Origin of the sequence: Nocardia sp. NPDC058499 (assembly GCF_042719915.1) — a bacterium.
Taxonomy (GTDB): Bacteria; Actinomycetota; Actinomycetes; order Mycobacteriales; family Mycobacteriaceae; genus Nocardia.
This window is the reverse complement of the sequence record NZ_JBHXMZ010000002.1, coordinates 181,955-205,923: the sequence shown is the minus strand read 5'-3', so window position 1 is coordinate 205,923 and position 23,969 is coordinate 181,955. Positions and strand designations below refer to the sequence as shown.

22 protein-coding genes are annotated in these 23,969 nt (G+C 66.7%); 13 read left to right on the top strand and 9 right to left on the bottom strand.

Annotation, left to right across the window (positions count from 1 at the left end):
• Positions 1-22 precede the first annotated feature (22 nt).
• Positions 23-808: a hotdog domain-containing protein gene (locus ACFWPH_RS06060; RefSeq protein WP_378748449.1), complete on the top strand. Its 786-nt coding sequence runs from the start codon at positions 23-25 to the stop codon at positions 806-808.
• Complete coding sequence (locus ACFWPH_RS06055) at positions 805-1,482, top strand: TetR/AcrR family transcriptional regulator (protein WP_378748448.1); 678 nt, start codon at positions 805-807, stop codon at positions 1,480-1,482. Before ACFWPH_RS06060 ends, ACFWPH_RS06055 begins: the two co-directional genes overlap by 4 nt.
• A 7-nt stretch (positions 1,483-1,489) precedes the next feature.
• Here ACFWPH_RS06055 and ACFWPH_RS06050 read toward each other — a convergent pair whose 3' ends face one another.
• From ACFWPH_RS06050 to ACFWPH_RS06040, 3 genes are all read right to left on the bottom strand, one after another.
• Complete coding sequence (locus ACFWPH_RS06050; RefSeq protein ID WP_378748447.1) at positions 1,490-2,005, bottom strand: hypothetical protein; 516 nt, start codon at positions 2,003-2,005, stop codon at positions 1,490-1,492.
• A 107-nt stretch (positions 2,006-2,112) separates the two neighbouring features.
• Positions 2,113-2,973: an SDR family oxidoreductase gene (locus tag ACFWPH_RS06045; RefSeq protein WP_378748446.1), complete on the bottom strand. Its 861-nt coding sequence runs from the start codon at positions 2,971-2,973 to the stop codon at positions 2,113-2,115.
• A 124-nt stretch (positions 2,974-3,097) separates the two neighbouring features.
• Positions 3,098-3,514 carry a hypothetical protein gene (locus ACFWPH_RS06040; RefSeq protein ID WP_378748444.1) on the bottom strand — a complete coding sequence of 139 codons (417 nt, stop codon included), beginning with the start codon at positions 3,512-3,514 and terminating at the stop codon, positions 3,098-3,100.
• A 466-nt stretch (positions 3,515-3,980) separates the two neighbouring features.
• Here ACFWPH_RS06040 and ACFWPH_RS06035 point away from each other — a divergent pair, with 466 nt between their 5' ends.
• Both ACFWPH_RS06035 and ACFWPH_RS06030 read left to right on the top strand, forming a co-directional pair.
• Positions 3,981-4,589 (top strand): hypothetical protein, encoded by a 609-nt coding sequence (locus ACFWPH_RS06035; protein WP_378748443.1) that lies wholly within the window; start codon positions 3,981-3,983, stop codon positions 4,587-4,589.
• A complete protein-coding gene (locus tag ACFWPH_RS06030; protein WP_378748442.1) occupies positions 4,586-5,314 on the top strand; it encodes a hypothetical protein in 729 nt (242 codons plus the stop codon). Before ACFWPH_RS06035 ends, ACFWPH_RS06030 begins: the two co-directional genes overlap by 4 nt.
• On the opposite strand, the gene ACFWPH_RS06025 is transcribed toward ACFWPH_RS06030, so the two are convergent.
• Positions 5,311-5,721, bottom strand: coding sequence for an ArsR/SmtB family transcription factor (locus tag ACFWPH_RS06025; RefSeq protein ID WP_378749398.1), 411 nt, complete (start codon positions 5,719-5,721; stop codon positions 5,311-5,313). The two genes, ACFWPH_RS06030 and ACFWPH_RS06025, sit on opposite strands and share 4 nt — an antisense overlap.
• Before the next feature lie 80 nt (positions 5,722-5,801).
• Complete coding sequence (locus ACFWPH_RS06020) at positions 5,802-7,511, bottom strand: MFS transporter (RefSeq protein WP_378748440.1); 1,710 nt, start codon at positions 7,509-7,511, stop codon at positions 5,802-5,804.
• A 116-nt stretch (positions 7,512-7,627) separates the two neighbouring features.
• Between ACFWPH_RS06020 and ACFWPH_RS06015 the strand changes: the two genes are divergently transcribed.
• Positions 7,628-8,134: a MarR family winged helix-turn-helix transcriptional regulator gene (locus ACFWPH_RS06015; RefSeq protein WP_378748439.1), complete on the top strand. Its 507-nt coding sequence runs from the start codon at positions 7,628-7,630 to the stop codon at positions 8,132-8,134.
• Between the two features lie 94 nt (positions 8,135-8,228).
• On the opposite strand, the gene ACFWPH_RS06010 is transcribed toward ACFWPH_RS06015, so the two are convergent.
• On the bottom strand, positions 8,229-9,077 hold the full coding sequence (locus ACFWPH_RS06010) for a sulfurtransferase (RefSeq protein WP_378748438.1): 849 nt from the start codon (positions 9,075-9,077) through the stop codon (positions 8,229-8,231).
• 82 nt (positions 9,078-9,159) lie between these two features.
• On the opposite strand from ACFWPH_RS06010, the gene ACFWPH_RS06005 reads away from it, so the two are divergent.
• The gene (locus ACFWPH_RS06005; protein WP_378748437.1) at positions 9,160-9,879 is read left to right on the top strand and encodes an HAD family hydrolase; all 720 of its coding nucleotides are present in this window, start codon (positions 9,160-9,162) and stop codon (positions 9,877-9,879) included.
• Positions 9,880-9,931: 52 nt separating this feature from the next.
• Here ACFWPH_RS06005 and ACFWPH_RS06000 read toward each other — a convergent pair whose 3' ends face one another.
• Complete coding sequence (locus ACFWPH_RS06000) at positions 9,932-10,741, bottom strand: TauD/TfdA dioxygenase family protein (RefSeq protein ID WP_378748436.1); 810 nt, start codon at positions 10,739-10,741, stop codon at positions 9,932-9,934.
• Positions 10,738-11,799 carry an L-tyrosine/L-tryptophan isonitrile synthase family protein gene (locus tag ACFWPH_RS05995; RefSeq protein ID WP_378748435.1) on the bottom strand — a complete coding sequence of 354 codons (1,062 nt, stop codon included), beginning with the start codon at positions 11,797-11,799 and terminating at the stop codon, positions 10,738-10,740. The genes ACFWPH_RS06000 and ACFWPH_RS05995 overlap by 4 nt, the downstream gene beginning before the upstream one ends.
• Positions 11,800-12,769: 970 nt before the next feature.
• Between ACFWPH_RS05995 and ACFWPH_RS05990 the strand changes: the two genes are divergently transcribed.
• The 7 genes from ACFWPH_RS05990 to ACFWPH_RS05960 all read left to right on the top strand — a co-directional run bounded on the left by ACFWPH_RS05990 (position 12,770) and on the right by ACFWPH_RS05960 (position 23,466).
• Positions 12,770-14,563 (top strand): NAD(P)/FAD-dependent oxidoreductase, encoded by a 1,794-nt coding sequence (locus tag ACFWPH_RS05990; RefSeq protein ID WP_378748434.1) that lies wholly within the window; start codon positions 12,770-12,772, stop codon positions 14,561-14,563.
• Between the two features lie 118 nt (positions 14,564-14,681).
• Positions 14,682-16,070 carry a cation:proton antiporter gene (locus ACFWPH_RS05985; RefSeq protein ID WP_378748433.1) on the top strand — a complete coding sequence of 463 codons (1,389 nt, stop codon included), beginning with the start codon at positions 14,682-14,684 and terminating at the stop codon, positions 16,068-16,070.
• Positions 16,071-16,169: 99 nt separating this feature from the next.
• Positions 16,170-17,111, top strand: coding sequence for a GlxA family transcriptional regulator (locus ACFWPH_RS05980; RefSeq protein ID WP_378748432.1), 942 nt, complete (start codon positions 16,170-16,172; stop codon positions 17,109-17,111).
• Between the two features lie 183 nt (positions 17,112-17,294).
• Positions 17,295-18,953 carry an alkaline phosphatase D family protein gene (locus ACFWPH_RS05975; protein ID WP_378748431.1) on the top strand — a complete coding sequence of 553 codons (1,659 nt, stop codon included), beginning with the start codon at positions 17,295-17,297 and terminating at the stop codon, positions 18,951-18,953.
• A 417-nt stretch (positions 18,954-19,370) separates the two neighbouring features.
• Positions 19,371-21,158, top strand: coding sequence for a GMC family oxidoreductase N-terminal domain-containing protein (locus ACFWPH_RS05970; protein WP_378748430.1), 1,788 nt, complete (start codon positions 19,371-19,373; stop codon positions 21,156-21,158).
• A 552-nt stretch (positions 21,159-21,710) separates the two neighbouring features.
• Positions 21,711-22,982, top strand: coding sequence for an MFS transporter (locus ACFWPH_RS05965; RefSeq protein WP_378749397.1), 1,272 nt, complete (start codon positions 21,711-21,713; stop codon positions 22,980-22,982).
• Positions 22,983-23,004: 22 nt separating this feature from the next.
• The gene (locus ACFWPH_RS05960; RefSeq protein WP_378748429.1) at positions 23,005-23,466 is read left to right on the top strand and encodes a PaaI family thioesterase; all 462 of its coding nucleotides are present in this window, start codon (positions 23,005-23,007) and stop codon (positions 23,464-23,466) included.
• 60 nt (positions 23,467-23,526) lie between these two features.
• On the opposite strand, the gene ACFWPH_RS05955 is transcribed toward ACFWPH_RS05960, so the two are convergent.
• The gene (locus tag ACFWPH_RS05955) at positions 23,527-23,895 is read right to left on the bottom strand and encodes a hypothetical protein (protein ID WP_378748428.1); all 369 of its coding nucleotides are present in this window, start codon (positions 23,893-23,895) and stop codon (positions 23,527-23,529) included.
• Positions 23,896-23,969 lie beyond the last annotated feature (74 nt).

Sequence of the window (23,969 nt, the reverse complement as noted above, 5' to 3'; positions counted from 1 at the left end):
GACGAGCACGAGGAGGCAACGGATGACCGTGGAGACCGGTACGGATCCGCAGCGGCGGCGGCATATTCTGCTGGAACTCGGGTTCGCGACGACGATGGTGGGGGAAGAACTGCACGGGTCGGCGACGATCACCCCGCAGATGCATGTGCCGGGTACCGACCGGCTGCGTACCTCGGTGCTCGCCACCTGGACCGATACGGTGACCGGCCTGCTCGCGGCGCTCACCCTCGGGCCGCGGGTTCCGGTGACCCTCGAACTCGATGTGCACCTCTACCGGCCGGCGCCGAGCTCCGGTGAGGTGCGGGCGGTCGGCCGCAAGATCAAGGCGGGGCGTTCGGTCTTCGTCGCGGAGGTGGAGTGGACCGTCGACGGTGAGCCCTTCGCGTTCGGCGGCGGGTCGTTCATGGTGTCGCCGAACGAGGAACTGCGGCTACCGGAGCAGATGAGTATCGATATGCCGGTCACCGGCCGGTTGCTCGCGGTACCGCTGGCCGAGCGGGCGGGCTGCGAGCGGCGGGCGCCGGGGACCGCCGTGCTGCCGCGTACCGACGACGGCCTGAACGCCTCCCGCACGGTGAACGGTGGCCTGATCGCGCTCGCCGCCGAGGAAGCGATGCTCTCGCTCGCTCCCGGCGCGACCCTGAGCACGCTGGGGCTGCGCTATCTGCAGGCCGCGCGAGTGGGCCCGGTGGTCGCCGACGCAACGCTGCACGCCGATGTCGCACGGGCGACGTTGCGCGACGCCGGTAACGAGGACCGGATCACCACCCTGGCGACGGGCCGCCTGTTCCCGGCGAGCAGCCGGTGACAGCTCGGGAGGGCGGCACGGCGGATACCGTGACCGCCCCCGCTGCCCCGGCGAGACCGGCCGGCGGCCGCCCGGCGCCGAAGAGCCGGCGCGGTATCCGGACCCGGGCCGCACTGGTGGCCGCGGCGCGGCAGGTTTTCGAAAGCGACGGGTTCGTCGATGCCCGGATCAGCGATATCACCCGCACCGCGGGTGTGGCATCGGGTTCCTTCTACACCCATTTCGACAGCAAGGAAGAGATCTTCTCCGAAGTCGTCGCGCAGGTCCGCGACGAGATGCTGCATCCGCATGTCCGCGCGCGGGGCGGAAGTACCGATCCGCGGGACTGGATTGCCGCCGCCAACCGGGAGTATCTGCGCGCCTACCGGCGTAATGCCCGGCTGATGGCGGCGCTGGAACAGGTATCGCGGGTCGATCAGCAGTTCGCGGCCCTGCGCGCCGAACGGGCGTCGGCGTTCATCGATCGCAATGCGGCACTGATCCGCGATCTGCAGCAGCGCGGTCTGGTGCCGCCGCGGCTGGACGCGCGGGTGACGGCGCTGGCGTTGTCGAGCATGGTGAGCCGGATGGCCTCGCTCGTGTTCGTCGAGGGCGAGAAGATCGATGCCGAAACCTTGCTCGACACCCTCAACTGGATCTGGTTCAACGCATTGCAACTGCCCGAACCGCCGTGACCGCGGCCTACAGTACGGGCGCGGATACGGAACGCGCCCGGGCCCGCCGGCGGCGGACAACGACCACCCCGTAGATGATCGCGGCCGCGAACAGCGCCACCCAGCTCACCACAAGGCTCGGAAACGCCGCCGCCTCCGCCTGCCACAGGTATTCGGGCGTACTGCTGTTGTAGCCGTCCACGCCCAGGAAATGACCGGCGGGCGACTGCCAGTCGTCGGCGTCACCACCGTCGGACATGAACAGGCAGAAGAAGCTCAGCGTCACCAGGTAGAGCCACAGCAACCCGTACAGCAGGCCGCGGGTGCGGGGCCCCGCCGTCTCGACGGCACTGCCCGGGGTGAACAAGCCCAGAGCGATCCAGATGACGACGGCGACACTGCCCAGCCACAGGGGTGCGCCGTAGATGAACACGAACGCGAAGATCCAGCCCGCCGAGATATTCAGTCGGACGGCGACCATGAGCAGGGGGATGGACAGCAGCGCCACCCCGGTCGTCACCCGCCATACCCACGTCCATGTCATCGATGTTCCCCCTTGGCTCATTCGGCTGATTCGGTTCCTCTTGCCGAGTCTGCCGTGGGCGGGCCGGGGCGGGCATGAGTATTACTACCGGCCTGCGCCGGGTGTCATCACGCGCGCCGCGTCGCGGCGAACCCCAGGAATTTCCGGAGGTAGCCCACCACACCGCGTAGCGGTACGGCCCGCGGCCAGTCGTTCGGGCGGAAGTAGGCGTCGGTACCGCCGTCCACGAACAGGATGCTGCCGCACAGGAACTCGGCCGACGGGGACAGCATCATGTACACCCAGTCGGCGATGTGCTCGGGTTTGCCGAAACTCCCCGTGGGGACCGGGAACGCCTCGACCGCCTCGGCCTCGCCCGGGGTGGCGAGCTGGCGCTCCAGCAGCGGGGTCAGGATGGCGCCCGGTGCGATGACATTGAGCCGGATACCGGCGCCCGCCCATTCCGGCCGGACGGCATGCCGGCGGACCCAGCGGCTCACCGCGATCTTGGACGCGGCATAGACGAACGGTGCGGCCTGGGCGCCGAAGATCCGCACGCTACGGACCGCGCGCTCGGTATCGCCGGCCAGGAATGCCCGGACCGTCCGGTTCTGTACCAGGGGGACCGTGGTGGACGAGTTGCTGCCGAAGGCCACCACGCGCGCGGCGCCGGTCGCGGCGAGGGCCGGCCGCCAGCCCTCGAGCAGATCGACCACGCCGAGGTAGTTGACCGCCGCGATCACCGGGAGTCGCGACCGATCCCGTACCGGCCCCAGCCCCGCCGCCAGGACCGCGCCGTCGAGCCGCCCGTCCGCCGCCTCGAGCACCTCGTCGATCGCCCGGCGGCGGCCCGCGGCAGTGGAGAGGTCGGCGACGATATCGGTTTCCTGGATATCCACGCCGATCACCCGGTGACCCTCGGCTTCCAGCTTCTCGGCGACGGCCCGGCCCATACCCGAGGCAGCTCCGGTGACCGCATAGACACCCATCCGCGATCCTTCCCTACGACCCGGCGCGTACCCGCCCGGCGATTTCGTCGGAGTCTGTCAAAATTGCCGAGCCTGTCAAGCGCTCTGGAAGTAGGAGCGTGGGCCGGATGATTCGCCGGCAAGATCAGAACGGCAGGTGAACCCACTCGGGCAACGTGAAGCAGATGATGCCGAAGTCGTATCCGACCTGCACATTGACCTCCGTGGCGGCGCCGCCCGCGGAGACGGTGTGCCGCCCGATCACCGTGGGGTTCCAGTCCGCGGTGAACACCCCCGGTTCCTCTTCCGCGACCGGTCCGAAGCTGCCGCCGCCCGGCCGCCCGTTCACCGAATCCGCGAAAACCACCTGATCACCGGGGGCGCCGGTGGCGGTCACGGTGTAGGTGCAGCCGACGCCGTATTGGATGAAACCCAGCCCGAACCCGCCTGATACGCCGACATCGGTGATGTCGGCCGAGGCTGTGGCAGGGTGGCCGAGGACAGCGGCGGCGGCGAGCGCGCAAGCGGTGGCCCCGAGGCGCAGACTTCCCGATGAGTTCATGGCCGGCTCCGGTGGTATCGGCAGGTATCGGACATCCTGTAAGTAGTGGAGCACCTGCGGATCACGGGACACAGCCCCGGATGATCACGAAGTGTGTACGGGGGTCACGAATGGGGTAATGCTCACCGAGTGGTTCGCAGATTCCGGCGGACGTGTAACAGCCGGGGGCCTTCGAGTGAATAACGGTGCGTAAACGTTATCGACGACGCGTGATTGCCAGGTGAATGCTGGTGGCCCGTTCAGTCGCTCGTCGCGGATATTGCCGAGCGGTATAACCGTGGCGTCGGGCGAGTTCTGCGGAATTCCGCCACCGAATGCCCGTTATTGTGCAGCAATTTAAAGGATGGAAATTCCTTTGAATTCTGGGTATGCACCTCGAGTCCGAATATCGGTATGGTCCTGTGCGCGAACTGAAATCGCAGCCGCCCGGTACCGGGACGGTCTACGTGAGAAGGAATTGAACGTAATGAAGTTCGGCACTTTCGCCGCAACCGCACTTCTGTCCGTCGCCGCCGTCGGTATTTCGGCCGCGACCGTGCACGCCGAACCGGCGGCTCCGGCCCCGAAGCTCGAAAGCGAGGGCGTCGACCAGGGAATCGCCTACGAGACCAGCGTCGACCAGAAAACGCAGACCATCACCACCGAGGTCGAGAACGGCCGGTTCGAACTCACCCCGGACGGCGCCACGGCCGTACTGAAAGCCGTCAGCGGCGCCGTCGTGGCCGAGGTGCCGCTGACCTACGAGATCTCCGGTAGCGAGATGGCCGTTGCGCACGAGATCAGTGGCGACGGCACCTCTCTCGAACTCACCCCGACCGCGACCGCCGAGGACATCGGCGAGATGCGGCCCGTGAGCTCGATGGCCCGGCTCACCACCGAACTGGAGAAGAACGTCGCCGGGGTCGCGGTCGGCGCGGTGCTGGGCGGTCTGCTCGGTGCGCTTCTGGGATTCGGCTTCCTGAGCATCATCACCGGGCCGATCGGCTTGCTCATCGGCGGTGTGGCCGGCGGTTACGTCATGGGTGGGCAGTCGTTCGGTGACGCCGTGGCGGCCGTCCTGCGCGGCGAACCGTGACCGATCCGGCACCGAACGAGAACGACGGGCAGCCGCCGCTTTCGAAGCAGGACAAACGCGCACGGGTAGGAGCCACCGCGGCAGCGATCGCCATCGCGGCCGTGGTGACCTCGATCGTGCTGGGAATCGGGATCGCCGCCCTGCTGGCCACGGCCGGCGGCGGCACCGAGGAGGCGACCGAGGATCTCGCCGCCCCCACCGCGGCCGCCACCACCACGATCGCCGGGACGACCACGACACCCGCATCACCCGTGGTGCCCGTCGTGCCGCCCTCGGCCTCCGCGCCGCCGACCACCACCCCGCCCGCCCTCGGCACCGCGGGACAGGTCAACAAAGAGGCGAAACAGGCGCCGCCGAAGGTCGAGGTGGCCGCCGGGGAATGCCTCAGCGGATTCGGCGAGAAGGAAGTCACCGAAGCTCCCTGCGGCAGCACGGAATCCCGGTACAAGGTCTCCGCGGTGGGCCCGGCCGGAACAGCCTGCCCCGCCGACGGCGACGCCACCCATACGATCGCCGACACCACCCTGTGCCTCGATATCGACTGGGTGGTGGGCAGCTGTGCGGATGTATCGGGCGATCATCCCCAGCGCGCCGACTGCGCCCCCGGCGGAGTGCAGGTGGTCAGCATCCTGCCGGATACCAACAGCGTGAACGCCTGCCCGTCTGCGGATCGCGGTTTCGTCTACGACGAGCGGCGTTTCGTGGTCTGCTTCGCCGACCTCTAGCCGGGCCGGAAACCGTGCGCCGGTTGTCCCCCCGGTGCACGGTTCCCGATCGACCGGGGAGATCGGGTCGGTGCCTCGTCGAAGCCCGGCGGGCCCATATGGTCGGCGGCCAATGCGCGAGCGAGCCCGATCAGTTCGCGGACCCGCGGATCGCCGACGGTGTACCGGAGGATCCGGCCGCGCCGGCGCACCCGGACATAACCGCACGCGGTCAGCGAGGACAGGTGAACCGAAACTCTGGGTTGGGAGATTCCCGTGTGCGCCATACACTCCGCGGCGGTGCGCTCCGCCGCGAGAATGAATTCCAGCAGCCGCAATCGCGTGGGGTCCGACAATGCCTGGAAGAACCGGGCCGTCGGATATACCGTGACCGCCGCTGGGGTGTGGCCGGGGATGTGGTCCTGCATGGTGGTGCCTTTGTGTGGTCGAGTCCGTAGGTGGTCCGCATCCTTTCCGTCGATGCGGACCACCACGTCGGGCAGGAGGGTCATGCGGTGGTGACAGCCTCCGGGGGCTGGGCGTCGGTGCGTCGTCGTGCTCCTCGAGGTAGCAGGAACAGCAGCCCGAACACCGTTGCCAGCACGGCAATTCCGGCGCCGAGGCTTGCGGCGAAGGCCCGGGAGAAGCTCTCCGCGCGCGCAGTGTCACCGGCGTGGGTCAAGGCTTCGGCCACGGGCGGGGCGGGCGCGGCCGAACGGCAACTCTCGGGGACGGCGGTCGGATCGTGCTCGGCCGCGCGATCCCGGGAACAGGTCCGGAAGGCCGATTCGATCTCGTTCTGAGCGGGCCCGGGGAGCCCGGCCGCGGTCAGATCCGCGCGCAGTCCGGGTACCGCGGCATCTGCGCCGTGTGCGTGATCATCGGCCAGGACCGTGAAAAACAGGACCCCGGCCAGGGCGACACCGAGCGCCATACCGAGCTGCTGGCCGGTATTGAGCAAGCCGGAGGCCGAGCCTGCGTCCTCGGCCGGCGTTTCGGCGAGGACGACCTCCATGGTGGAGGCGAACATCATCCCGAACCCGATGCCGGCGAGAACGAGAATTGCCGACATCGCGGCGGTATCGACGTCGTCACCGAACTGCCACGCGAGCCAGGCGTAGAGGCTGAACCCGAGGGCATTGATCGCGGTTCCGGCCAGGAGAACGCCGCGCCCGAATCGGGGCACCAGCACCTCCATGGACGATCCGGCACCGATCCCGGCGCCGACCGCAAATGTGGCGGCGACCAGCCCGGCGTGCAGCGCGGTCCATCCGAGACCCACTTGCATGTACAGGGTCCACACCATGAAGAACCCGCCCATGGCGAGGTTGAACAGCAGCCAGACCGCCAATCCGGAACTGAACGAACGCAGGCGGAACAGGCCGAGGACCACCAGCGGCGAGCCGGTAGTTCGGATCCGACGCTGTTCGAACATCAAGAAACCTGCGAATACCGCGATCGAGGCGACCATGGATGCGAAGGTCCAGACGGGCCAACCCAATCGCCTGCCTTCGGTGAGCGGGTACACGAGCAGCAATACCGCGGCGATCGCCAGGACCATACCGATCGGATCCAGCCGTTGCGCGGTGTCCGAGCGGGATTCGGGGATGAGGACGGCACCCGCGATCATGGCCGCGATGCCGACCGGAATATTGATCAGGAAGATCGGCCGCCAGGACAGCTCGAACAGGTCCAGTTCGATCAGCGCACCACCGATCACCATTCCCGATACCGCCGCCAGTCCGCTGACACCACCGAAGATTCCGATGGCGCGCTGACGCGCCCCTGGCGGAAAGGTGGCCTGGACGATCGACAGGACCTGGGGAACCATCAATCCCGCCATAGCCCCCTGCAGGAGGCGCGATCCGATGAGCATTTCGGGGCTGGTCGACAAACCGCACAGGGCCGACGCAACGGTGAAGCCGGCGATGCCGATCAGGAATACGCGGCGCCGGCCGTAGGTGTCACCGAGCCGGCCACCCGTGATCAGCAGCGCGGCGAAGCCCAGCACATAGCCGGAGATGGTCCATTCGATCTGGGTGTAGGTGGCGCCGAGGTCGCGCTGGAGGGTCGGGATCGTGACGTTCACGATCGTCATATCGAGCAGGTCCATGAACGCGGCGACAAGCACCACGATGAAGGCGGGCCAGGGACCGCGGTCGCGCGCCGCCGGCGCGGTGGGCGCGACGACGGCGGTACCGAGGGGTCGGGTCTGCATGGTCGGGTCGGCCTTTCGGCTGGGGATGTGCGGTCTGATGCACGAAGAGGGATATGCACCTCAGGTGATTATCTACCTATGTGAGTCGCTAGATCAAGGGGTATAGTTTCTGCGATATGTCCACCAGTGAGGGCCGACCCCGCCTCCGCCTGCACGAGCACCCGACCTTTCTGCTGGCCCAGCTCGGGGTCCACACCACCGAACGGTTCGGGTCGCTCCTGGCGCCGTTGAACATCCAGCCTCGGCATGTCGCGGTGCTCAGTACGCTGCTCGATCGGAGCGGGATCTCGCAGCAGCAGTTGTGTGAATCGCTGCATATCCACCGCAATGTGATGGTCGGTATGGTCGACGAACTGGAGCGGCGCGGACTCGTAGAACGACGCCGGCATCCGGTGCAGCGGCGCGCGCACGCGTTGCACGTGTTGCCTGCCGGCGCGGAGCTGCTGCGTAAGGCCGAGGAAATTCTCGATGCCTACGAGGCTGAGCTGTTCGAATCGGACGGGTCGGATGTGCGGTCCGCGGTACTGGAGACGCTGCAGCGGATTGCGACGCGTGCCGGGGTTCGAGACGCGAGCCAGCCCGAGTGCGGTGGCTGCGGTGCCGGGGAACAGGTACCGCACTGAGGGGCCGGGCCTGCGGGGCTGTGGACGAGTCGAGGAACGCTTGTGGGTTGTCCCCGGCCGAGGGGGTGCCGGACACGGCCGGGAACAGCTGCGGCTATACCTCGATAGGTGCACCTACGGAACTGCCGTATTCGGCCCAGGATCCGTCGTAGTTCCGGACGCCGGGGTAGCCCAGTACTTCCCGCAAGACGAACCAGGAATACGCCGACCTGGCGCCCACCCAGCAGTAGGTGATGGTGTCCGCAGTCTCGGGTACGCCCGCCGCGGCGAACAACCGGCGGAGTTCGGCGGCGTTCTTGAAGGTTTGGTCGGGATTGGCCGCGATGCGCCAGGGAATATTGACCGCGCCGGGGATATGGCCGGCGCGCTGACCACCCATCGGGTTGGGTGCCTGGTCCGGCGAGAACGTCTTGCCGTGGTACTCCTCCGGTTCCCTTGCGTCCACAAAGACCGAACTGCCCAGCGAGGCCAGGACATCGGATCGCACCGCGCGCAGCGATCGATCGAGGCCGGGCGAGCGGTAGTCGGTGATTGCCCTGGTGGGGGTATCCGTTTCCAGCGGCAGGCCCAGCTGCTCCCATTTCGGTCGGCCACCGTCGAGGACTTTTACTGTGGCGTGCTGATACAACCGCATATGCCAGTAGACGGAGGTCGACCAGATATTGTTGTCGCCGCTGTACAGGACGACGCAATCGTCCTCGGCGATTCCCTTGGCGGACATGAGCTGTTCGAAGGCCGGCTGATCGATCACGTCGATACCTCCGGGGTTGCGCATATCGTGCGCCCAGTCGAGCCAGACAGCGTTGGGCAGGTGGCCGCTCCGATAACGGGCGCGGGTGGATTCGTATCCGTCGGGCATTCCGACCTCGACGACGACGAGCCGGGGATCGTCGCGATGCTCGTCGAGCCATTCGCAGGAAACGAGCGGTGATTTCTCGGTCATTGTTCCTCTTTCCGGGGCTGTCCGATATCGCCGATATATGTCAAACTTACTGTGCACCAACCTAATTGGACCGAAAGGCGCCATGGAACTTCCAGCGCAGCGTGAACCGGGCGCCCGAGCGCAAGGGGGTGATCCGGCGGTGCCTGCGGCATTCGTAGATGTCGACGAAACGCTGGTCCGCGACATCACGTTTCTCTCGCTCTTCGCCTTCGCCGCGCAGCGCCGCGCGGGCGGACCCGAGATCGGCGCTGATATGCGTGCCTCGCGGGACCCGATAGTCCAGCGGTTCTGGGCAATGCGCTCCGCCGGGGCCGGCCGGGCCGCGTCGCACCGCTGGTTCTATCGGGCCTGGGCGGGATGCGATGTCGCCGAGACGTACGCGATCGGGCGCGAGTGGTTCGCGTCCCGGATTGCCGGGCCGGACTATGCCAACGGCGCAGTATGTCTGCACCTGGCCGAGCTGACCGCACGAGGCACCCGGATCGTGCTCGTCTCCGGGTCGTTCGACGCCGCGTTGCGGCCCATCGCGGCGTGGATAGGTGCCGAGGCGGTGTTGTGCACCCACCTCGAAACTGCCGATGGTCGGTATACGGGCAACGTTGCCGCCACGATGGTCGGCGAGGACAAGGCGGCCGCGGTGCGCAGGTATGCGGCGGAAACCGGTATCGACCTCCGGCGATGCACTGCCCTCGGCGACCATCACTCCGATATCGCCATGTTCGAACTCGTCGGCCGTCCCGTGGTGGTCGGCACGGCCGATCCCCGGCTGCGCTCCTATTCGGCCCAGCGGCTTCCCGGATGAGCCCGCCCGGCCGGCCGGGGAACGGTAGTGGTGTCTTCGATCCACCGGTCACTCAGATGATTTGGATCCGCTGGAGATGGCGTTCGGTCGATCCGGTGAAACCGTTGCGCCCGTGCAGTAGACCGTGGTTCTCGACGACCACGATATCGCCGGTCTGCCAGCTGTGGGAGTAGCAGTACCGCGGATCATGGAGCCGAGTGCGTAGATCGTCCATCACCAGCACAGCTTCCTCAGGGGATATGCCGTCCAAGGTCAGGAACAACGGATTGCGGTACCGGGCCGGATCGAGCGGTTCGGCATAGCGGATCGTGGTTTCACCCGTAGTGGGGTGACTGCTGAGCAGGGGCGCTGTGAGCAGGCCGCCGTAGTGCGCCAGTTTGTCGGTGCGGTAGGAAACGGTCGTGCGGTGCCACAGCGCACGCAGCTCCTCGGGCGCCTCCCGGTACACGGCTGTGGTATCACAGCAGACCGTTTCTCCCCCGGCGCCCGCTGGACTGCCCTGCACGCACTGGAACAGGAAGAACCGCGGCACCTTGTTCGCGAAGGCGCCGTCCCAGTGGAACGGGACGTCGCCGGCGTCGAACAGGTAGTTCTGTGGGTCGTCGCGTACGTCCAGATCGAGCACGGCGCCGAAGTTCCACTGCAGAATCTCGCCCGCCATTCGACAGTAAGCTTCCAGTTCGGCCGGGTCGAGTAGCCGATATCCGCGGAGAACGACCACCTTGGCGGCCGATACCGCCTCCAGCAGCGTATCGATCACGACATCGGCCAGGCTCACTTGCTTTCCGGCCGCGGTGACCAGTTGCCCGAACGGGCGCAGTTCCGTTGTCTGCGACAAGGAATCGTGCATCCTGCTCGTCATCGGCAACTCTCCTCGGTCCTGGTTCCCGGAAGCCCGGCCGGGGCGATGTATTCAGGCCCGGGGACCACGAAATGACTGGGGCGGCTGTGCCGCCAGATCAACCGTGCTCCGACGGATTCGGCCTGCGCGCGCTTGATCAGGACGTACCCCGTCCCGTTGTCCAGGGCCACACCGTGCCAGGGGGTCAACCAGTTGTCGGGCGAACGCAACAGATGGATGCCGATCTTATCGCTGTGGTGTGCTTGCGGATGGATCGACAGGCGAACGGCCTCGGGAAAAGCACCGGCAACCAGCCTACTCCAGGCCTGGCTGCGTTGAACCACCTCGTATGCGGTGCGTTTCGACCTGATACGGCGCTGATTAGCGCTGAGTCCGGGCATCAGAGCATTGTTGTCCTCGACCATGAACCGGTGGATTCCGTTGAACATCCGCCGGCCCGATTCGTCGGCGCGTACCCACTCGCGGATGGTATCGATATCGTCGGCGTAGGTATCGAGCAGTATCCGGCGGCGCTCGTCCCAGCTCAGGTCGGGCATCGCGTCGCGCAGGCCGTAGATGCCGATCGACCCGCCCCCGGACGACCGGATGATGCGCTGCAGCGCCGCACCGTAATCGTCCACGTGCTCGTCGGGAATTTCCAGCGCATCGCTGAAGACATGTCCGTCGGAGCAGATCGTGATCACCGCACCCGGCGGATGGACAGACGACACCTGATCGCACAGGGACTGCAGCGATTCGAGGGCCAGGACCTCGGCCATATCGGGTAGGCGCCCGAGTACCTTGCCGCGGTTGCGCGACTTCGCCGGAAAGGCCGGAATCACCAGGTGCACTGGCTGTTCCGCCTCCAGTTGCCGAACGATCTTCTTCAGGTGCGGTGCGAAACACTGTGAGCAGGGCTGCGTCACGCAGGGATCGGCGGGTACCGCGCTTCGCCGGCGCTGGAAAATCATCCGCAGAATGCGCTCGGCGATCTCGATGGGGGAGTGATGTAGCGATGATCCGGGCGGGGACACAGGTAGGCAGACCTCGTCCGAGGCTCTCGTAGTGGGAGGGTTCATCGACATTCCTTTCGGCTGTGCCGGCCTGATGGACGGCACAGCTCGGTCGTGCACAGCAGGCGGGGTCGCGCGGGATCGGCGCGCCCTGCCGCTTGTTTCGCTGACACCCGGCGGCTTCGGCGAATATCAGCAATTGAACGTCCGGAGAAAATCAACGGAATAAAGGAACCGAGTGAACCGGCCAATACAACCGGGTCCTCTCGGGTGAATCCCCCGTTATCTCCTCCTGCCGTAATGGTAGGCCGTCCCTACCAGGTCAAGGAATAGGTGTGACGTACATCATAATGTATTGCTTTGTTATTCGCTCAGGCGAATTCATCCGATATGTCGGATCGCCTCGACTTGTGGACTAGTGACCACTTGGTGCCGATCGGACGCGTGCGTCGGTCGTTGTCGACCGAACCGCCGGTATCGTCTCGATTATGTGGATGACCTGCGAAAACTGTGTCTTCGGTGCTTATGAATAGTGCCGGCGGTGACCCGGGCGCTGGGACGCGGCAGCGTGTGGGCGAGCGATTCGCTGTCGGCGGCATCGTGGAAATGGAACCGCGCGACCGATCGCGCAAGTCATCTGAATCGGCACGGGTATCGGGATACGAACGGAAATTGTTTCTCAGCGAAATCAGCCGAATGAGCCGCGGATTTTTCGACCGATCGGATTCCGCCCGGCAGAAAAATGAGAATACTCGGGGAGTCGGATTATCCGTGCGGCCGGCGCGGTGTATCGCGGGGCCGTTCGTCCGGCCCTTGTGCCACGTTCGGCGGGTCCATGGCGCAAAGTCGCGCCTGTCTGTCGCTTATCACGCTGGCCGCCGCCTCCCTTCGGTCGTAGCGTGAGACCGGACCTCGGACCGGCGAGGAGGGGCATACAGCACGGGCCGGTTTCCGGGGTGGCGGAGGCGAATCAGGATCGCACTCCGATCGCTTCGTCATCGATTCACACGAACTCCCTTGTCTGAGAGAGGTTTCCATGGCCACTGCTATTACGGAACTGTCCGCCGAATACGATGTCGTGATCATGGGCGGGGGGCCGGCCGGGTCGACACTGGCGGCGATGCTGTGCCGCGATACGGAGCTGCGGGTCGCCGTTTTCGACAGAGAAATCTTCCCGCGGGAACATATCGGCGAATCCGGTGCCCATCCGCTGATTCCGGTACTGGAGGCGAGTGGCGCGCTGCCGAAGGTGCTCGCCAGTGGATGCAGCATCCAGAAGTTCGGCGGGATCTATCAGTGGGACACCGACCGCCCCTTCGTGGGGTTCTTCGAACATGCCGAATACCTGGTCGACGGTGTGCACCGTTGGTCGATCCACGTCAACCGGGCGGAGTTCGACGAGGTGCTGCTCGACCACGCGGAATCCTGTGGCGCGCAGGTATTCCAAGGTGTCGGTGTCACGGGTTTCGATTCCGGCGCCGCGGGGGTCACCGTCGATCTGGCCGATGGGCGCGAGGTGCGTGCCCAGTACTTCGTGGACGCCTCCGGCCGAGCCAATCAGGTTGCCGCCCGGGGCTCGGGCCGCGATAGACAGTGGTTGTCGGAATACCGGAATATCGCCGTATGGTCGCACTTCCGGAACTGCCGGCCGGCCCAGCAGATCGAACAAGACTGGAATATCTTTCGCGCGGACGACCTCTCGCCGATCTATGCCGTCGCGTTCGAGCACGGATGGGTCTGGTACATTCCGACGCCCAGGATTGTCGACGATGCCCGAGAGACGGTGTGGTCGATCGGTATCGTGACCAATCCCGAATCACTGGCACGCCTGGAACTGCGGGACCCCGCGATTTTCCGTAAAACCATCGAATCGATCCCCGGTCTCGGCGAACTGATCGCGGATGCCGAACCGGTGCGAGACGAAATGCTCACCGCCACCAACTATTCGCGCATCAGCGAGTGTTTCGGCTCGTACGCCGACCGCTGGATGGCCGTCGGTGATGCGTCGTACTTCGTCGATCCGCTGTTCTCGTCGGGGATGTCCTTCGCGGTGACGCAGGCATGGGCGGCCGCGCTGGTCCTTCGTAAGACCCTCGACGCCGAGGTCGACGAGCAGACCACACAGGATCTGTGGCGTGACTACGACGTGGAATGGCGTGGGATGGCCGAGACCTGGGCACTCAGTATCGATCAGTGGTACCACGAGATTTCGCGGTCGCACCCGGACAGTCCGTACTGGCGGGCGCAGGGCCGGCGGGTCGAAACCGACAATGCGACCGAGGGCACCTTCCAGGCGCTGCTGAACACGGCACTGGAACCCGATCTCCTCAACATCATGACCAAAGGCAGCCGGGATCCGCGGGACCTGGCAAACGAAGGCCCCTACCTGCGTGCCTTCACCGCGGCGGACGCCGTGGAACTCACCCCGGACAGCGTGCTGGCACTGGCACCGGAGGCCCGGATCAGGTCTGGGCTCGCGGCCGATATTCCCGGCTTCAAAGCCATGTCGGTGCCGTTCGAGGTGCCGCCGCAGGTGCGGCACGGGATTACCGAGTACTGGCGGGATCCGGTCGCGAACACGAGCGGGGCGCCTGCGCCGTTGACCGAAGCGGTGGCCTGCCACCGTATCTACTCCGTCGACGATCCCGGCGTTCAGGTGCGGTGCCTCGACCGCGACGGTGGTGCCGAGCTGTGGCGACTGCTGAGCAACGGGCCGGTCGACTGGCCCACCCTGGGACCCGTGCTCACCGCACTGCAGGGCCGGGCGCTGAAACGGTTGATCCGTGCCGGACTGGTTGTTGTCGCACCGGCGACCGAGGCCGCCGATTAGCTCGGAGGTGAAGGCGGCCGGGCCAATAGCCCGGCCACCGAACCGGTTGCCATATCGACGCAGGAGCGCTTCCCCCGCATATCTCGCGTTACGGAGAGGCGAGAAACCGAGGAGAACTGTGCGGCGAACACTACTGACCTACGCTGCTGTGGTTGCCGTACCCGCGATCATTGCCATCACCTGGGTCGTCCTCGGCACCGCACGATCACCCGAGCATGAGGCGGCACCGGCTCCCGAAGGCGGATCGATGCTGGGGCAACTGCTCGTCGCTATCGCGGTCGCGGTCGGAGCGGCCGCACTGGGCGGTGTGCTGGCCGAGAAGGTCGGCCAGCCACGGGTATTCGGAGAACTGATCGTGGGCCTACTGCTGGGCCCGACGGCGCTCGGGGCGCTCTCGCCGCAGGCTCAGGCGTGGCTGTTCCCCGACGCTATCGTGGCTCACCTCGATTCGATGGCCCAGCTGGGCATCGTACTGTTCATGTTCTTGGTGGGTATGGAGGTGTCCCGGGGCGACTTGCGAAACACCTCCGTCAAGAGCATGGTCATCGGCCATTCGTCCATTGCTGTGCCATTTCTCGGGGGCGTCGCGGTCGCGTGGTGGCTGTACGCGCAGTATCCACCGCAGCGGCCGGGCGCGTTGCCGTTCGTCTTGTTCATCGGATTGGCCTTCGCCATCACAGCCTTCCCGGTACTGGCCCGGATCCTCGCGGAACAGAAACTTCTGTCGACCCGCGCCGGCTCGCTCGGGCTCGGCGCCGCTGGAGTCTGCGATCTCACCGCGTGGTGTCTGCTTGCCGTCGTGGTCACGATTGTGCAGCACGGTTCGTGGATCCCAGCCCTGACGGCGACCATACTGGCCGCAGCTTTCACCGTGGCCATGTTGACCGTAGTGCGGCCTTTGCTGGCGCGGATCATTACGCGCGCCGATCAGGTGGGTGCACCTGCGCCTGCGCGCTACGCGGGAATGGTTTGCCTTCTGCTCGTGTCTGCGCTGATCACCGAGTCGCTCGGGGTCCACCCGATCTTCGGTGCGTTCCTCGCAGGGGCTGTCATGCCGCGGGATTCCGCACTCGTCACCGATCTCGGTATCAAGCTCGAGGGCGTCACCCTCTGGGTGCTCCTTCCGCTGTTCTTCGTGACCGTGGGATTGCGCACCGACCTGGGCGCGGTCGCCGGAGGCACCGCCGTCGCGGCGTGCGGGCTGATCATATTGATCGCTATGGCGGGTAAGCTCATCGGTAGCGGCGTCGGCGCCTTCCTGGTAGGCGAGACCCCGAGGGATGCGACGGCCATCGCGGTAATGATGAGTTGTCGTGGGTTGACCGAGTTGGTGGTGCTCGACCTCGGCAGAGAACTCGGGATCCTGGATTCCACTCTGTTCGCAATCTTCGTCGTCATGGCCGTTGTCACCACAGGCATCACCGGGCCACTGTTGCGCTGTGTCACCGGGTTTCGCCGGGATCAGACCGATCCACTTCCGGTTGCCGCCGCCGGCATTGCTCGCTGAAACAGGCGTCACCGTGCCGGCTTCTGCCGCCGGGGTCGTGTGGTCGAATGCACCCATTTCGTGGTATCCCTTGCCGAGAACCGAGGTTAGGCTCGCAGTATGAGGTCGGTGGCCGTTCTCGCGGTCGACGAGGTGGTCCCGTTCGATCTGTCGGTTCCCCTGGAGATCTTCGGCCGCAGTTCCTACGACGACGGAACGCCGTGCTACGACATCCGGGTATGTGCCGAACGGCCGGCGATCTCGTCGAGATTCTTCGCCCTGGCCTCGCTCGGGAATCTGGATTTCCTTGCCGAACAGGCAGACACGATCATCGTCCCCGGATCGCTGAGTTATCTCGCCGAACCGTCGGACAGGCTCGCTGCGACGCTGCGGCACGCCTACGACCGTGGCGCGCGGGTGGCCTCGATCTGTCTGGGCGCCTTCACCCTGGCGGCGGTGGGTCTGCTCGATGGTCGGCGGGCCACGACCCACTGGATGGTGGCCGCCGACCTGGCGCGCATCTATCCGCGGGTGCGGGTGGATCCGGCCGTGTTGTTCGTGGAGGAGGGACGGGTGCTGACCTCGGCGGGTGCCGCCGCCGGACTGGATCTGTGCCTGCATATGGTTCGCCGCGACCTCGGTTCGGCGATTGCGGCGGACATGGCCCGGTTATCGGTGATGCCGCTGACGCGCCAGGGCGGTCAGGCCCAGTTCATTGCCGAACGCCCACGGTTGCAGGCGGGGCGCGATTCGATCAATCCGACGCTGGAGTGGGCGGAATCGGAGCTGGACGAAAAGATCACAGTCGCCGACCTCGCAGACCATGCCGGGGTGAGCCGGCGGACATTGATCCGCCGGTTCCACGAGCAGGTACGGATGACTCCGCGGGAGTGGTTGCAGACCGTCCGGGTTCGCCGGGCCCAGGAGTTGCTCGAGCGGACCGACTCCACCGTCGAGAGCATCGCCGAACACACCGGGTTCGCCTCGGTCGCGGCCCTGCGACAGGCGTTCCGCAAGACCGTCGGCGTGACTCCGCAGGAATATCGCCGAGCCTTCGGCTGACCGATGCCGCTCGTGTGGCGACCCGGGGCCGCTCGTCCGGGCTTGCGTAAGCCGGTCGGCCACGAACCCGCCCGGGCTGCCCGACGCTTGCCGGAAGCCGGCTGTCCGGGTGGGTGGGCGGCGCCGACTCGCAGACCACCGGGTCGCGGCGAAGAACGCCCGGGGGCACGCAATAATTACTTCATGCCCCTATCCCGTCGCAGGTTGCTGCATGCGGGGTCGGCCGGTGCCGTTGCAGTGCTGGCCGGGGCGGGCCTGGTGAGTAGTGCGCCGTTTCGGGCGCCGCGGCTGCTCGGCGACCCGTTCACGCTGGGCGTTGCTTCCGGCGAACCACTGCCCGACGGTGTGGTGCTGTGGACGCGTCTGGCGCCCGACCCATTCGCGCCCGACGGGCTGGGCGGGACCGGGCTCGCGCCGGTCACCGTCGAATACGAGGTCGCCGAGGACGAGCAGTTCCGCCGGATCGCTGCCCGGGGCAGCGCGGTCGCCACCCGGGAACTCGGCCACAGTGTGCATCCGGAGGTGCGGGGGCTGGCGCCGGATCGCTGGTATTTCTACCGTTTCCGTGCGGGATCGGCGATCTCACCGGTCGGCCGCACCCGCACCGCGCCCGCGGCCGGAGCGCGGATCGATCGGCTGCGTTTCGCGTTCGCGTCCTGCCAGCACTGGAGTTCCGGCTACTACACCGCCTACGAGCACCTGGGCGCCGAGGACCTGGATCTGGTCGTGCATCTCGGCGACTACATCTACGAAATGGAATGGGCGCGCGGCCGGGCCGGGGTCGCGATCCCGGAGACGCTGCGCGACGAGGCCACCGACCTCACCGGGTACCGCCTTCGCTACGCGCAGTACAAGGCCGAACCGGAGCTGCGCGCGGCGCACGCCGCGTTCCCCTGGGTCTGCACCTTCGACGATCACGAGATCGACAACAACTGGGCAGGTTTCGAACCCGGCGCCGGTATCGATATCCATCTGCTGCCCGCCCTGTTCCGGCGGCGCCGCGCGGCCGCATTCCAGGCGATGTACGAACATCTGCCACTGCGCATCGAACAGCTACCGCAGGGACCGTACGCCCGGATGCACCGCCGCTACACCTTCGGTGATCTGGCCGATCTGACCATGCTCGACACCCGTCAATACCGTTCACCGCTGGTCTGCGGCGACGGTGCGAATCTCGTCACCGGCTGCGCCGATCGCTTCGACCCCGACCGTACGATCCTGGGCGCCGAACAGCGCGAATGGCTGATCGACGGTCTCACCCACTCGCCGGCGCGCTGGCAGATCCTGGGCAATCAGGTCGCGATGGCGCAATCCGATTACGACCCCGGCCCCGCCGTGGCGGTGGGCACCGACGCCTGGGACGGCTATGTCGCCGACCGCAACACGGTGCTCGCCGCGGCCGCTGCCCGCGGGCGGGGTGATCTGGTGGTGCTCACCGGCGATCGGCACGAGAACTATGTGGTCGATATCCGCGGCGATTACCGGGATCCGGGGTCGCCGGTGGTGGCCACGGAATTCACCGGGACCTCGATCACCACCGGTCGTGACGGCGCAGATCTGACCCCGCGCGGTCGAACCCTGCTGGCCGCCAATCCCGATATGAAGTTCTTCAACGGTCAGCGCGGCTACGTCCGGGTGGAGGTCGATCACGAGCTGTGGCGCAGTGATTTCCGGGTGGTGCCGTTCGTCGGGGAGCCCGGCGCACCCGTCGTCACCCGAGCGAGCTTCGTGGTCGAACACGGTCGCCCCGGCGCCGAAGCCGCCGGTGAGCCCGGCCCTGCGCCCGCACCGCCGGAAATAGAGATAGCCGGACACGAACCGGAAATCGACGCGGGTAGGTGACGCTCGGGCAGCATGCTCAGTAGTCGCCGGCGGCCCGGGTTGCCCGGGTCTCCCACGGCCACCAGCCCGGTCGGCGCCAGGCTGGTGAACGGTGCGGTCACACCCCGTGCGCCCGCATCACGTAGCCGTCCGTCGCCGAGTTCCGCAACACCGGCAGCGCGCCGGCACGCGTATTCCGGCGGTTCTGGGCAATGCGCTGTGCCGGGCAGGGCGGGCCGTGTCGCATCGCTGGTTCTCTCGAGCCTGGGCGGGATGCGATGCGGCAGATCGAGCGCCTTCGGCCACCGGCACGGTGTCGACCGGGGAGGGGCCGCGCCCATCATCCGGCACACTCATCGACGGAGTATGGCCGAAAAAGCCGATTTCCTGACCGCGGGTATGTTCCCGCCGGGTGACCCAGGCCATAGTCTCGGAAGAATGTCCAGTTCCGCAACGAGCCCCGGCACCGGCGCCGGGCCCGGCCAGACCTTCGACTACGACGTACTCGTCATCGGCTCCGGATTCGGCGGCAGTGTGAGTGCCCTGCGGTTGACCGAGAAGGGCTACCGGGTCGGTGTCCTCGAGGCCGGGCGCCGTTTCGCCGACGACGAATTCGCGAAAACGTCCTGGCGTGCCAGACAGTACCTGTGGGCGCCCTACCTGGGGTGTTTCGGTATCCAGCGGCTGGCGCTGTTGAAGGACACCCTGATCATGGCCGGGTCGGGGGTCGGCGGTGGTTCCCTCGTCTACGCGAACACGCTGTACGAGCCGCCGGAGAAATTCTTCCGCGACGGGCCGTGGGCGCATATCACCGACTGGAAGGACGAGCTCGGTCCTTACTACGACCAGGCCAAACGCATGCTGGGCGTGACCACCAACCCGGCCACCACCCCGAGCGACCGCGTGCTGCGTGAGGTTGCCGAGGAGATGGGGGTCGCCGATACGTATCAGCGGACCCCGGTCGGTGTGTTCTTCGGCGGCCCCGGCGCCCGGCCCGGCGAGGAGGTCGAGGATCCGTTCTTCGGCGGTGCGGGCCCCGCGCGGCGCTCCTGCACCCACTGCGGTGAATGTATGACCGGCTGCCGCCACAACGCCAAGAACACTCTGGTGAAGAACTACCTGTACCTGGCCGAGCAGGCAGGTGCGGCGGTGCATCCGTTGCGCACCGTCACCGATGTGAAACCGCTGCCGGGCGGCGGATACGCGGTCCAGACCGCGGCCACGGGCCGCTGGATGCGCAAGAAGCGCACCACCTATACCGCCGAACAGGTGATCTTCTCGGCGGCGTCGCTGGGCACCCAGCGGCTCCTGCACAAATTGCGTGATGCCGGGTCGCTGCCCGATATCTCCGGCCGGCTCGGATTCCTCTCGCGCACCAACTCCGAGGAACTGCTCGCCATCCGCAGCCGGGTGACGGACAACGATTTCACCAAGGGGGTGGCGATCACCTCGTCGATCCACCCGGACGCCGATACCCATGTCGAACCCGTGCGCTACGGCAAGGGCAGCAATGTGATCGCGCTGCTGGGCAGCATCATGGTGAGCGAGGAGCCGGGCGTGTCCAAGCGGCGCCTCTGGTTGCGGGAGATGTGGCGGCACCGCCGCGATATGCCGCATCTGCAGAATCCGCGGCACTGGTCGGAGCAGTCGATCGGCCTGCTGGTGATGCAGTCGGTGGACAATTCGATCACCACCTACACCAAACGCGGCCTGTTCAAGCGCAAGATGACCACGCGACAGGGCGAAGGCGCCCCCAACCCGACCTGGATTCCCGCCGGGCACGAGGTGGGGCGGCGGGTCGCCGGCAAAATCGACGGAACCCCCGGCGGGCCGGTGAGTAGTGTTTTCAACATCCCGATGACCGGCCATTTCATCGGCGGCTGCGTGATCGGCGACACCCCCGAATCCGGCGTGGTCGACCCCTACCAGCGGCTCTACGGATACCCCGGTCTGCACGTGATCGACGGTTCGACCATCTCGGCGAACCTCGGCGTGAATCCCTCACTCACCATCACCGCGCAGTCCGAGCGGGCTGTCGCGCTGTGGCCGAACAAAGGGGAGGCCGATCCGCGGCCGCCGTTGGGGTGGCCGTATCGGCGGATCGCGCCGGTGGAGCCGGTCGCGCCCGTGGTTCCCGCCTCGGCGCCGGCGGCGCTGCGCCTGCCGTTGGTGGAGGTGAAGCACCGCGAGCGCCCGGAGGTGGCTGCGGGAGAACAGGCCCACTGATCGACGCAGGGGCGGCGCGCAGACCCGCGGTGCGCGGGAGTCGGTGCACGCCGTCGCTGCCGGTCTCGGGAGCCGGCGCGCACCCTCGCCGTCCCGTCCCGAGGGGCCGGCCGCGCGCCGTTCGGCAGCTGTCCGATCCGCAGCGGCAGATGTCCGTACATCGCCTGGAAGCCGGCCGCGCGGCGCCCGCGGCCGGCTCCGCGCGCCTGTTTTCCGGTGCGTCGGCGGCTCATGGAGGGCAGGCGTGACCGCCTTCACATAAGCTGGGAAATAGCTGATCAAAGCCATCGGTCCGGTGGGTCCGGCGTCGGCCCGCGTTTACCCAGGACAAATCCCGGGTAACGGTTTGAGGTCGATACTCGCCGGAATCGTGTCGCCGGCGAGAGCGACGTGATGGGTCGGGCGGGTTGACTTGGCCGCGCCCGCCGGAGAGGACTGACCGTGACGGAGCAGCAGCCGGACACACCGCAACTGGGGAAGCGCCCGGACGGGGCACACCTGGAGAAACCGCAGGAAACGCCCCATCTCAAGAGGTCGGTGGCGGCCTCGGCCATGGGTAACGCCACCGAATGGTTCGACTACGGCGTCTACGCCGCAACCGCCACCTACCTCACCGACGCGTTCTTCCCCGGTGACCTCGGCACCCTGGGCACCATGCTCGGGTTCGCCGTCTCGTTCGTCCTGCGTCCGCTCGGCGGCATGGTGTGGGGCCCGCTCGGCGACCGGGTGGGTCGCAAGGTGGTCCTGGCCACCACCATCCTGCTGATGGCCGCCGCCACCGGTCTGATCGGTGTCCTGCCCACACACGGGCAGGTCGGGGTGCTCGCGCCGATCCTGTTGATCTTGCTGCGAGTGGTGCAGGGCTTCTCGACCGGCGGTGAGTACGGTGGCGCCGCCACGTATCTGGCCGAATGTGCCACTGATAAGAAGCGCGGCTTCTTCGGTAGTTTCCTGGAGTTCGGCACGCTCGGCGGGTTCGTCGGGGGCTCGGCGGTCGTGCTGTTGTGCCAGTTGATCCTCGGTTCCGATGCGATGCACGACTGGGGCTGGCGGATTCCGTTCCTGATCGCGATCCCGTTGGGCGCCATCGGTTGGTATCTGCGAACCAGGCTCGACGAATCGCCGGTCTTCACCGAGGTGAACGAGAAGGAGCATCCCGAAAGCGGGCTGCGGATCCTGCTCACCACGTACTGGCGCGAAGTAATGATCCTGTTCGGTCTCGTGGTGGCGCTGAATGTGGCGAACTACACGCTGCTCACCTATCAGCCGACCTACCTGCAGAACACCATTGGTATGGGAGAGTCGACCACCACCGCCATGGTGCTGATCGGCCAGGTGGTCATGATGGTGTGCGTACCGTTCTTCGGGCAGTTGTCCGATAGGGTCGGCCGCCGGCCCATGTGGTTGTTCTCGCTGGTGGGTCTCGCGGTGTTCGCCGTGCCGATGTATTGGCTGATGGGCCAGGGCACCGGCTGGGCGATCGTCGGCTTCGTGGTGCTGGGTCTGCTGTACGTACCGCAGCTGTCGACCATCAGCGCGACCTTCCCCGCCATCTTCCCGACCCACGTCCGCTATGCGGGCTTCGCCCTCGGATACAACGTGTCCACGGCCATCTTCGGTGGAACCGCACCACTGGTGAACGAGGCGGTGATCGAGGGCACCGGCTGGAGCTTGTTCCCCGCCGTCTACATGGTGGGTGCCGCGCTCGTCGGTCTGGTCGCCTGGGCGTTCCTACGGGAGACCGCGGGTACGTCGCTACGTGGAACCGAGGTACCGGACGCTGATCCACACCACTCGGACACGGAGAAACAGTCCGTCGCGTGACCCCGGAAGGGCTCGTCCTGCTATGAGCGATACCCGCAACCCGCCCGTCGCCGAGATCGTGAACTCGGCGCTGGAGCACACCATCCCGGTCGCCCACCGGATGGGTGTGCACGCCGAGGAGGTCCGGCCCGGCTATGCCGCGGCCACCGTGCCCGCCGAGGGCAACGGTAACCATTTCGGTGTCATGTACGCGGGGGTGCTGTTCACCGTGGGCGAGATCCTGGGCGGTGCCATCGCCGTGGCCAGTTTCGATACCGCGAAGTTCTACCCGCTGGTGAAGGATCTGCGGATCGGTTTCCGCCGGCCCGCCACCACGGCCGTGCGGGCGGAGGCGACGCTGACCGACGCCGAGATCGAGCGGGTCAGCGCGGAGGCCGAGGCGAACGGTAAGGCCGATTTCACGCTGCGCGCGGTGCTCACCGATGTCGACGGCGTGGTCGTCGCCGAAACCGAGGGGTTGTATCAGCTGCGCGCACACGCCTGATCGACCCACCCGGCGAGCCCGGTTCCCATGGCAGGGGACCGGGCTGCGTCGTTTCGGGGTTCAGAAACCGGCGGAACCCGTAGGAGCGGGCGGCACCATCCGCCACGGTCCGCAATTACGGGTGAGGAAACCGGCGTCGGACGGTTTCACGGTGACCCGGACCGGGCCCAGCTTCGTGTAGTTGTTCTCGATGATGTACTGCATATTCGTGTTGTCGCCCTCGATCTGCCACAGGCGTCGCCAATCGCAACCGTGGGCGGGATCCACGGGTCCGGGTGATTCCCAGACGCCGGGTCGTATATCCACGCCGACCCGGTAGACGCCGTCGTTCGGGATGACATCGGCGGGTTGGGCGGCCGCGCTACCGCTGCCCAGCATGATTGCCGCCGACAGCAGTGCCACGGCGGCCGGCAACGTACCTGCACGCATCCGGTACTCCTAGGTAATTCTGTTCCGATATGTATTCGAGATTCCCCGATCTCCCCGGCACGTTTACCAGAATC

Coding starts and splice junctions, on each gene's coding strand:
- ACFWPH_RS06060 (WP_378748449.1), top strand. CDS start 23: ATGACCGTGGAGACCGGTACGGATCCGCAGCGGCGGCGGCATATTCTG.
- ACFWPH_RS06035 (WP_378748443.1), top strand. CDS start 3,981: ATGAAGTTCGGCACTTTCGCCGCAACCGCACTTCTGTCCGTCGCCGCC.
- ACFWPH_RS06025 (WP_378749398.1), bottom strand. CDS start 5,721: ATGCAGGACCACATCCCCGGCCACACCCCAGCGGCGGTCACGGTATAT.
- ACFWPH_RS06045 (WP_378748446.1), bottom strand. CDS start 2,973: ATGGGTGTCTATGCGGTCACCGGAGCTGCCTCGGGTATGGGCCGGGCC.
- ACFWPH_RS06050 (WP_378748447.1), bottom strand. CDS start 2,005: ATGACATGGACGTGGGTATGGCGGGTGACGACCGGGGTGGCGCTGCTG.
- ACFWPH_RS06040 (WP_378748444.1), bottom strand. CDS start 3,514: ATGAACTCATCGGGAAGTCTGCGCCTCGGGGCCACCGCTTGCGCGCTC.
- ACFWPH_RS05970 (WP_378748430.1), top strand. CDS start 19,371: ATGTCCAGTTCCGCAACGAGCCCCGGCACCGGCGCCGGGCCCGGCCAG.
- ACFWPH_RS05980 (WP_378748432.1), top strand. CDS start 16,170: ATGAGGTCGGTGGCCGTTCTCGCGGTCGACGAGGTGGTCCCGTTCGAT.
- ACFWPH_RS05975 (WP_378748431.1), top strand. CDS start 17,295: ATGCCCCTATCCCGTCGCAGGTTGCTGCATGCGGGGTCGGCCGGTGCC.
- ACFWPH_RS06015 (WP_378748439.1), top strand. CDS start 7,628: ATGTCCACCAGTGAGGGCCGACCCCGCCTCCGCCTGCACGAGCACCCG.
- ACFWPH_RS05965 (WP_378749397.1), top strand. CDS start 21,711: ATGGGTAACGCCACCGAATGGTTCGACTACGGCGTCTACGCCGCAACC.
- ACFWPH_RS05995 (WP_378748435.1), bottom strand. CDS start 11,799: ATGAACCCTCCCACTACGAGAGCCTCGGACGAGGTCTGCCTACCTGTG.
- ACFWPH_RS06010 (WP_378748438.1), bottom strand. CDS start 9,077: ATGACCGAGAAATCACCGCTCGTTTCCTGCGAATGGCTCGACGAGCAT.
- ACFWPH_RS05955 (WP_378748428.1), bottom strand. CDS start 23,895: ATGCGTGCAGGTACGTTGCCGGCCGCCGTGGCACTGCTGTCGGCGGCA.
- ACFWPH_RS06005 (WP_378748437.1), top strand. CDS start 9,160: ATGGAACTTCCAGCGCAGCGTGAACCGGGCGCCCGAGCGCAAGGGGGT.
- ACFWPH_RS05990 (WP_378748434.1), top strand. CDS start 12,770: ATGGCCACTGCTATTACGGAACTGTCCGCCGAATACGATGTCGTGATC.
- ACFWPH_RS06020 (WP_378748440.1), bottom strand. CDS start 7,511: ATGCAGACCCGACCCCTCGGTACCGCCGTCGTCGCGCCCACCGCGCCG.
- ACFWPH_RS05960 (WP_378748429.1), top strand. CDS start 23,005: ATGAGCGATACCCGCAACCCGCCCGTCGCCGAGATCGTGAACTCGGCG.
- ACFWPH_RS06000 (WP_378748436.1), bottom strand. CDS start 10,741: ATGACGAGCAGGATGCACGATTCCTTGTCGCAGACAACGGAACTGCGC.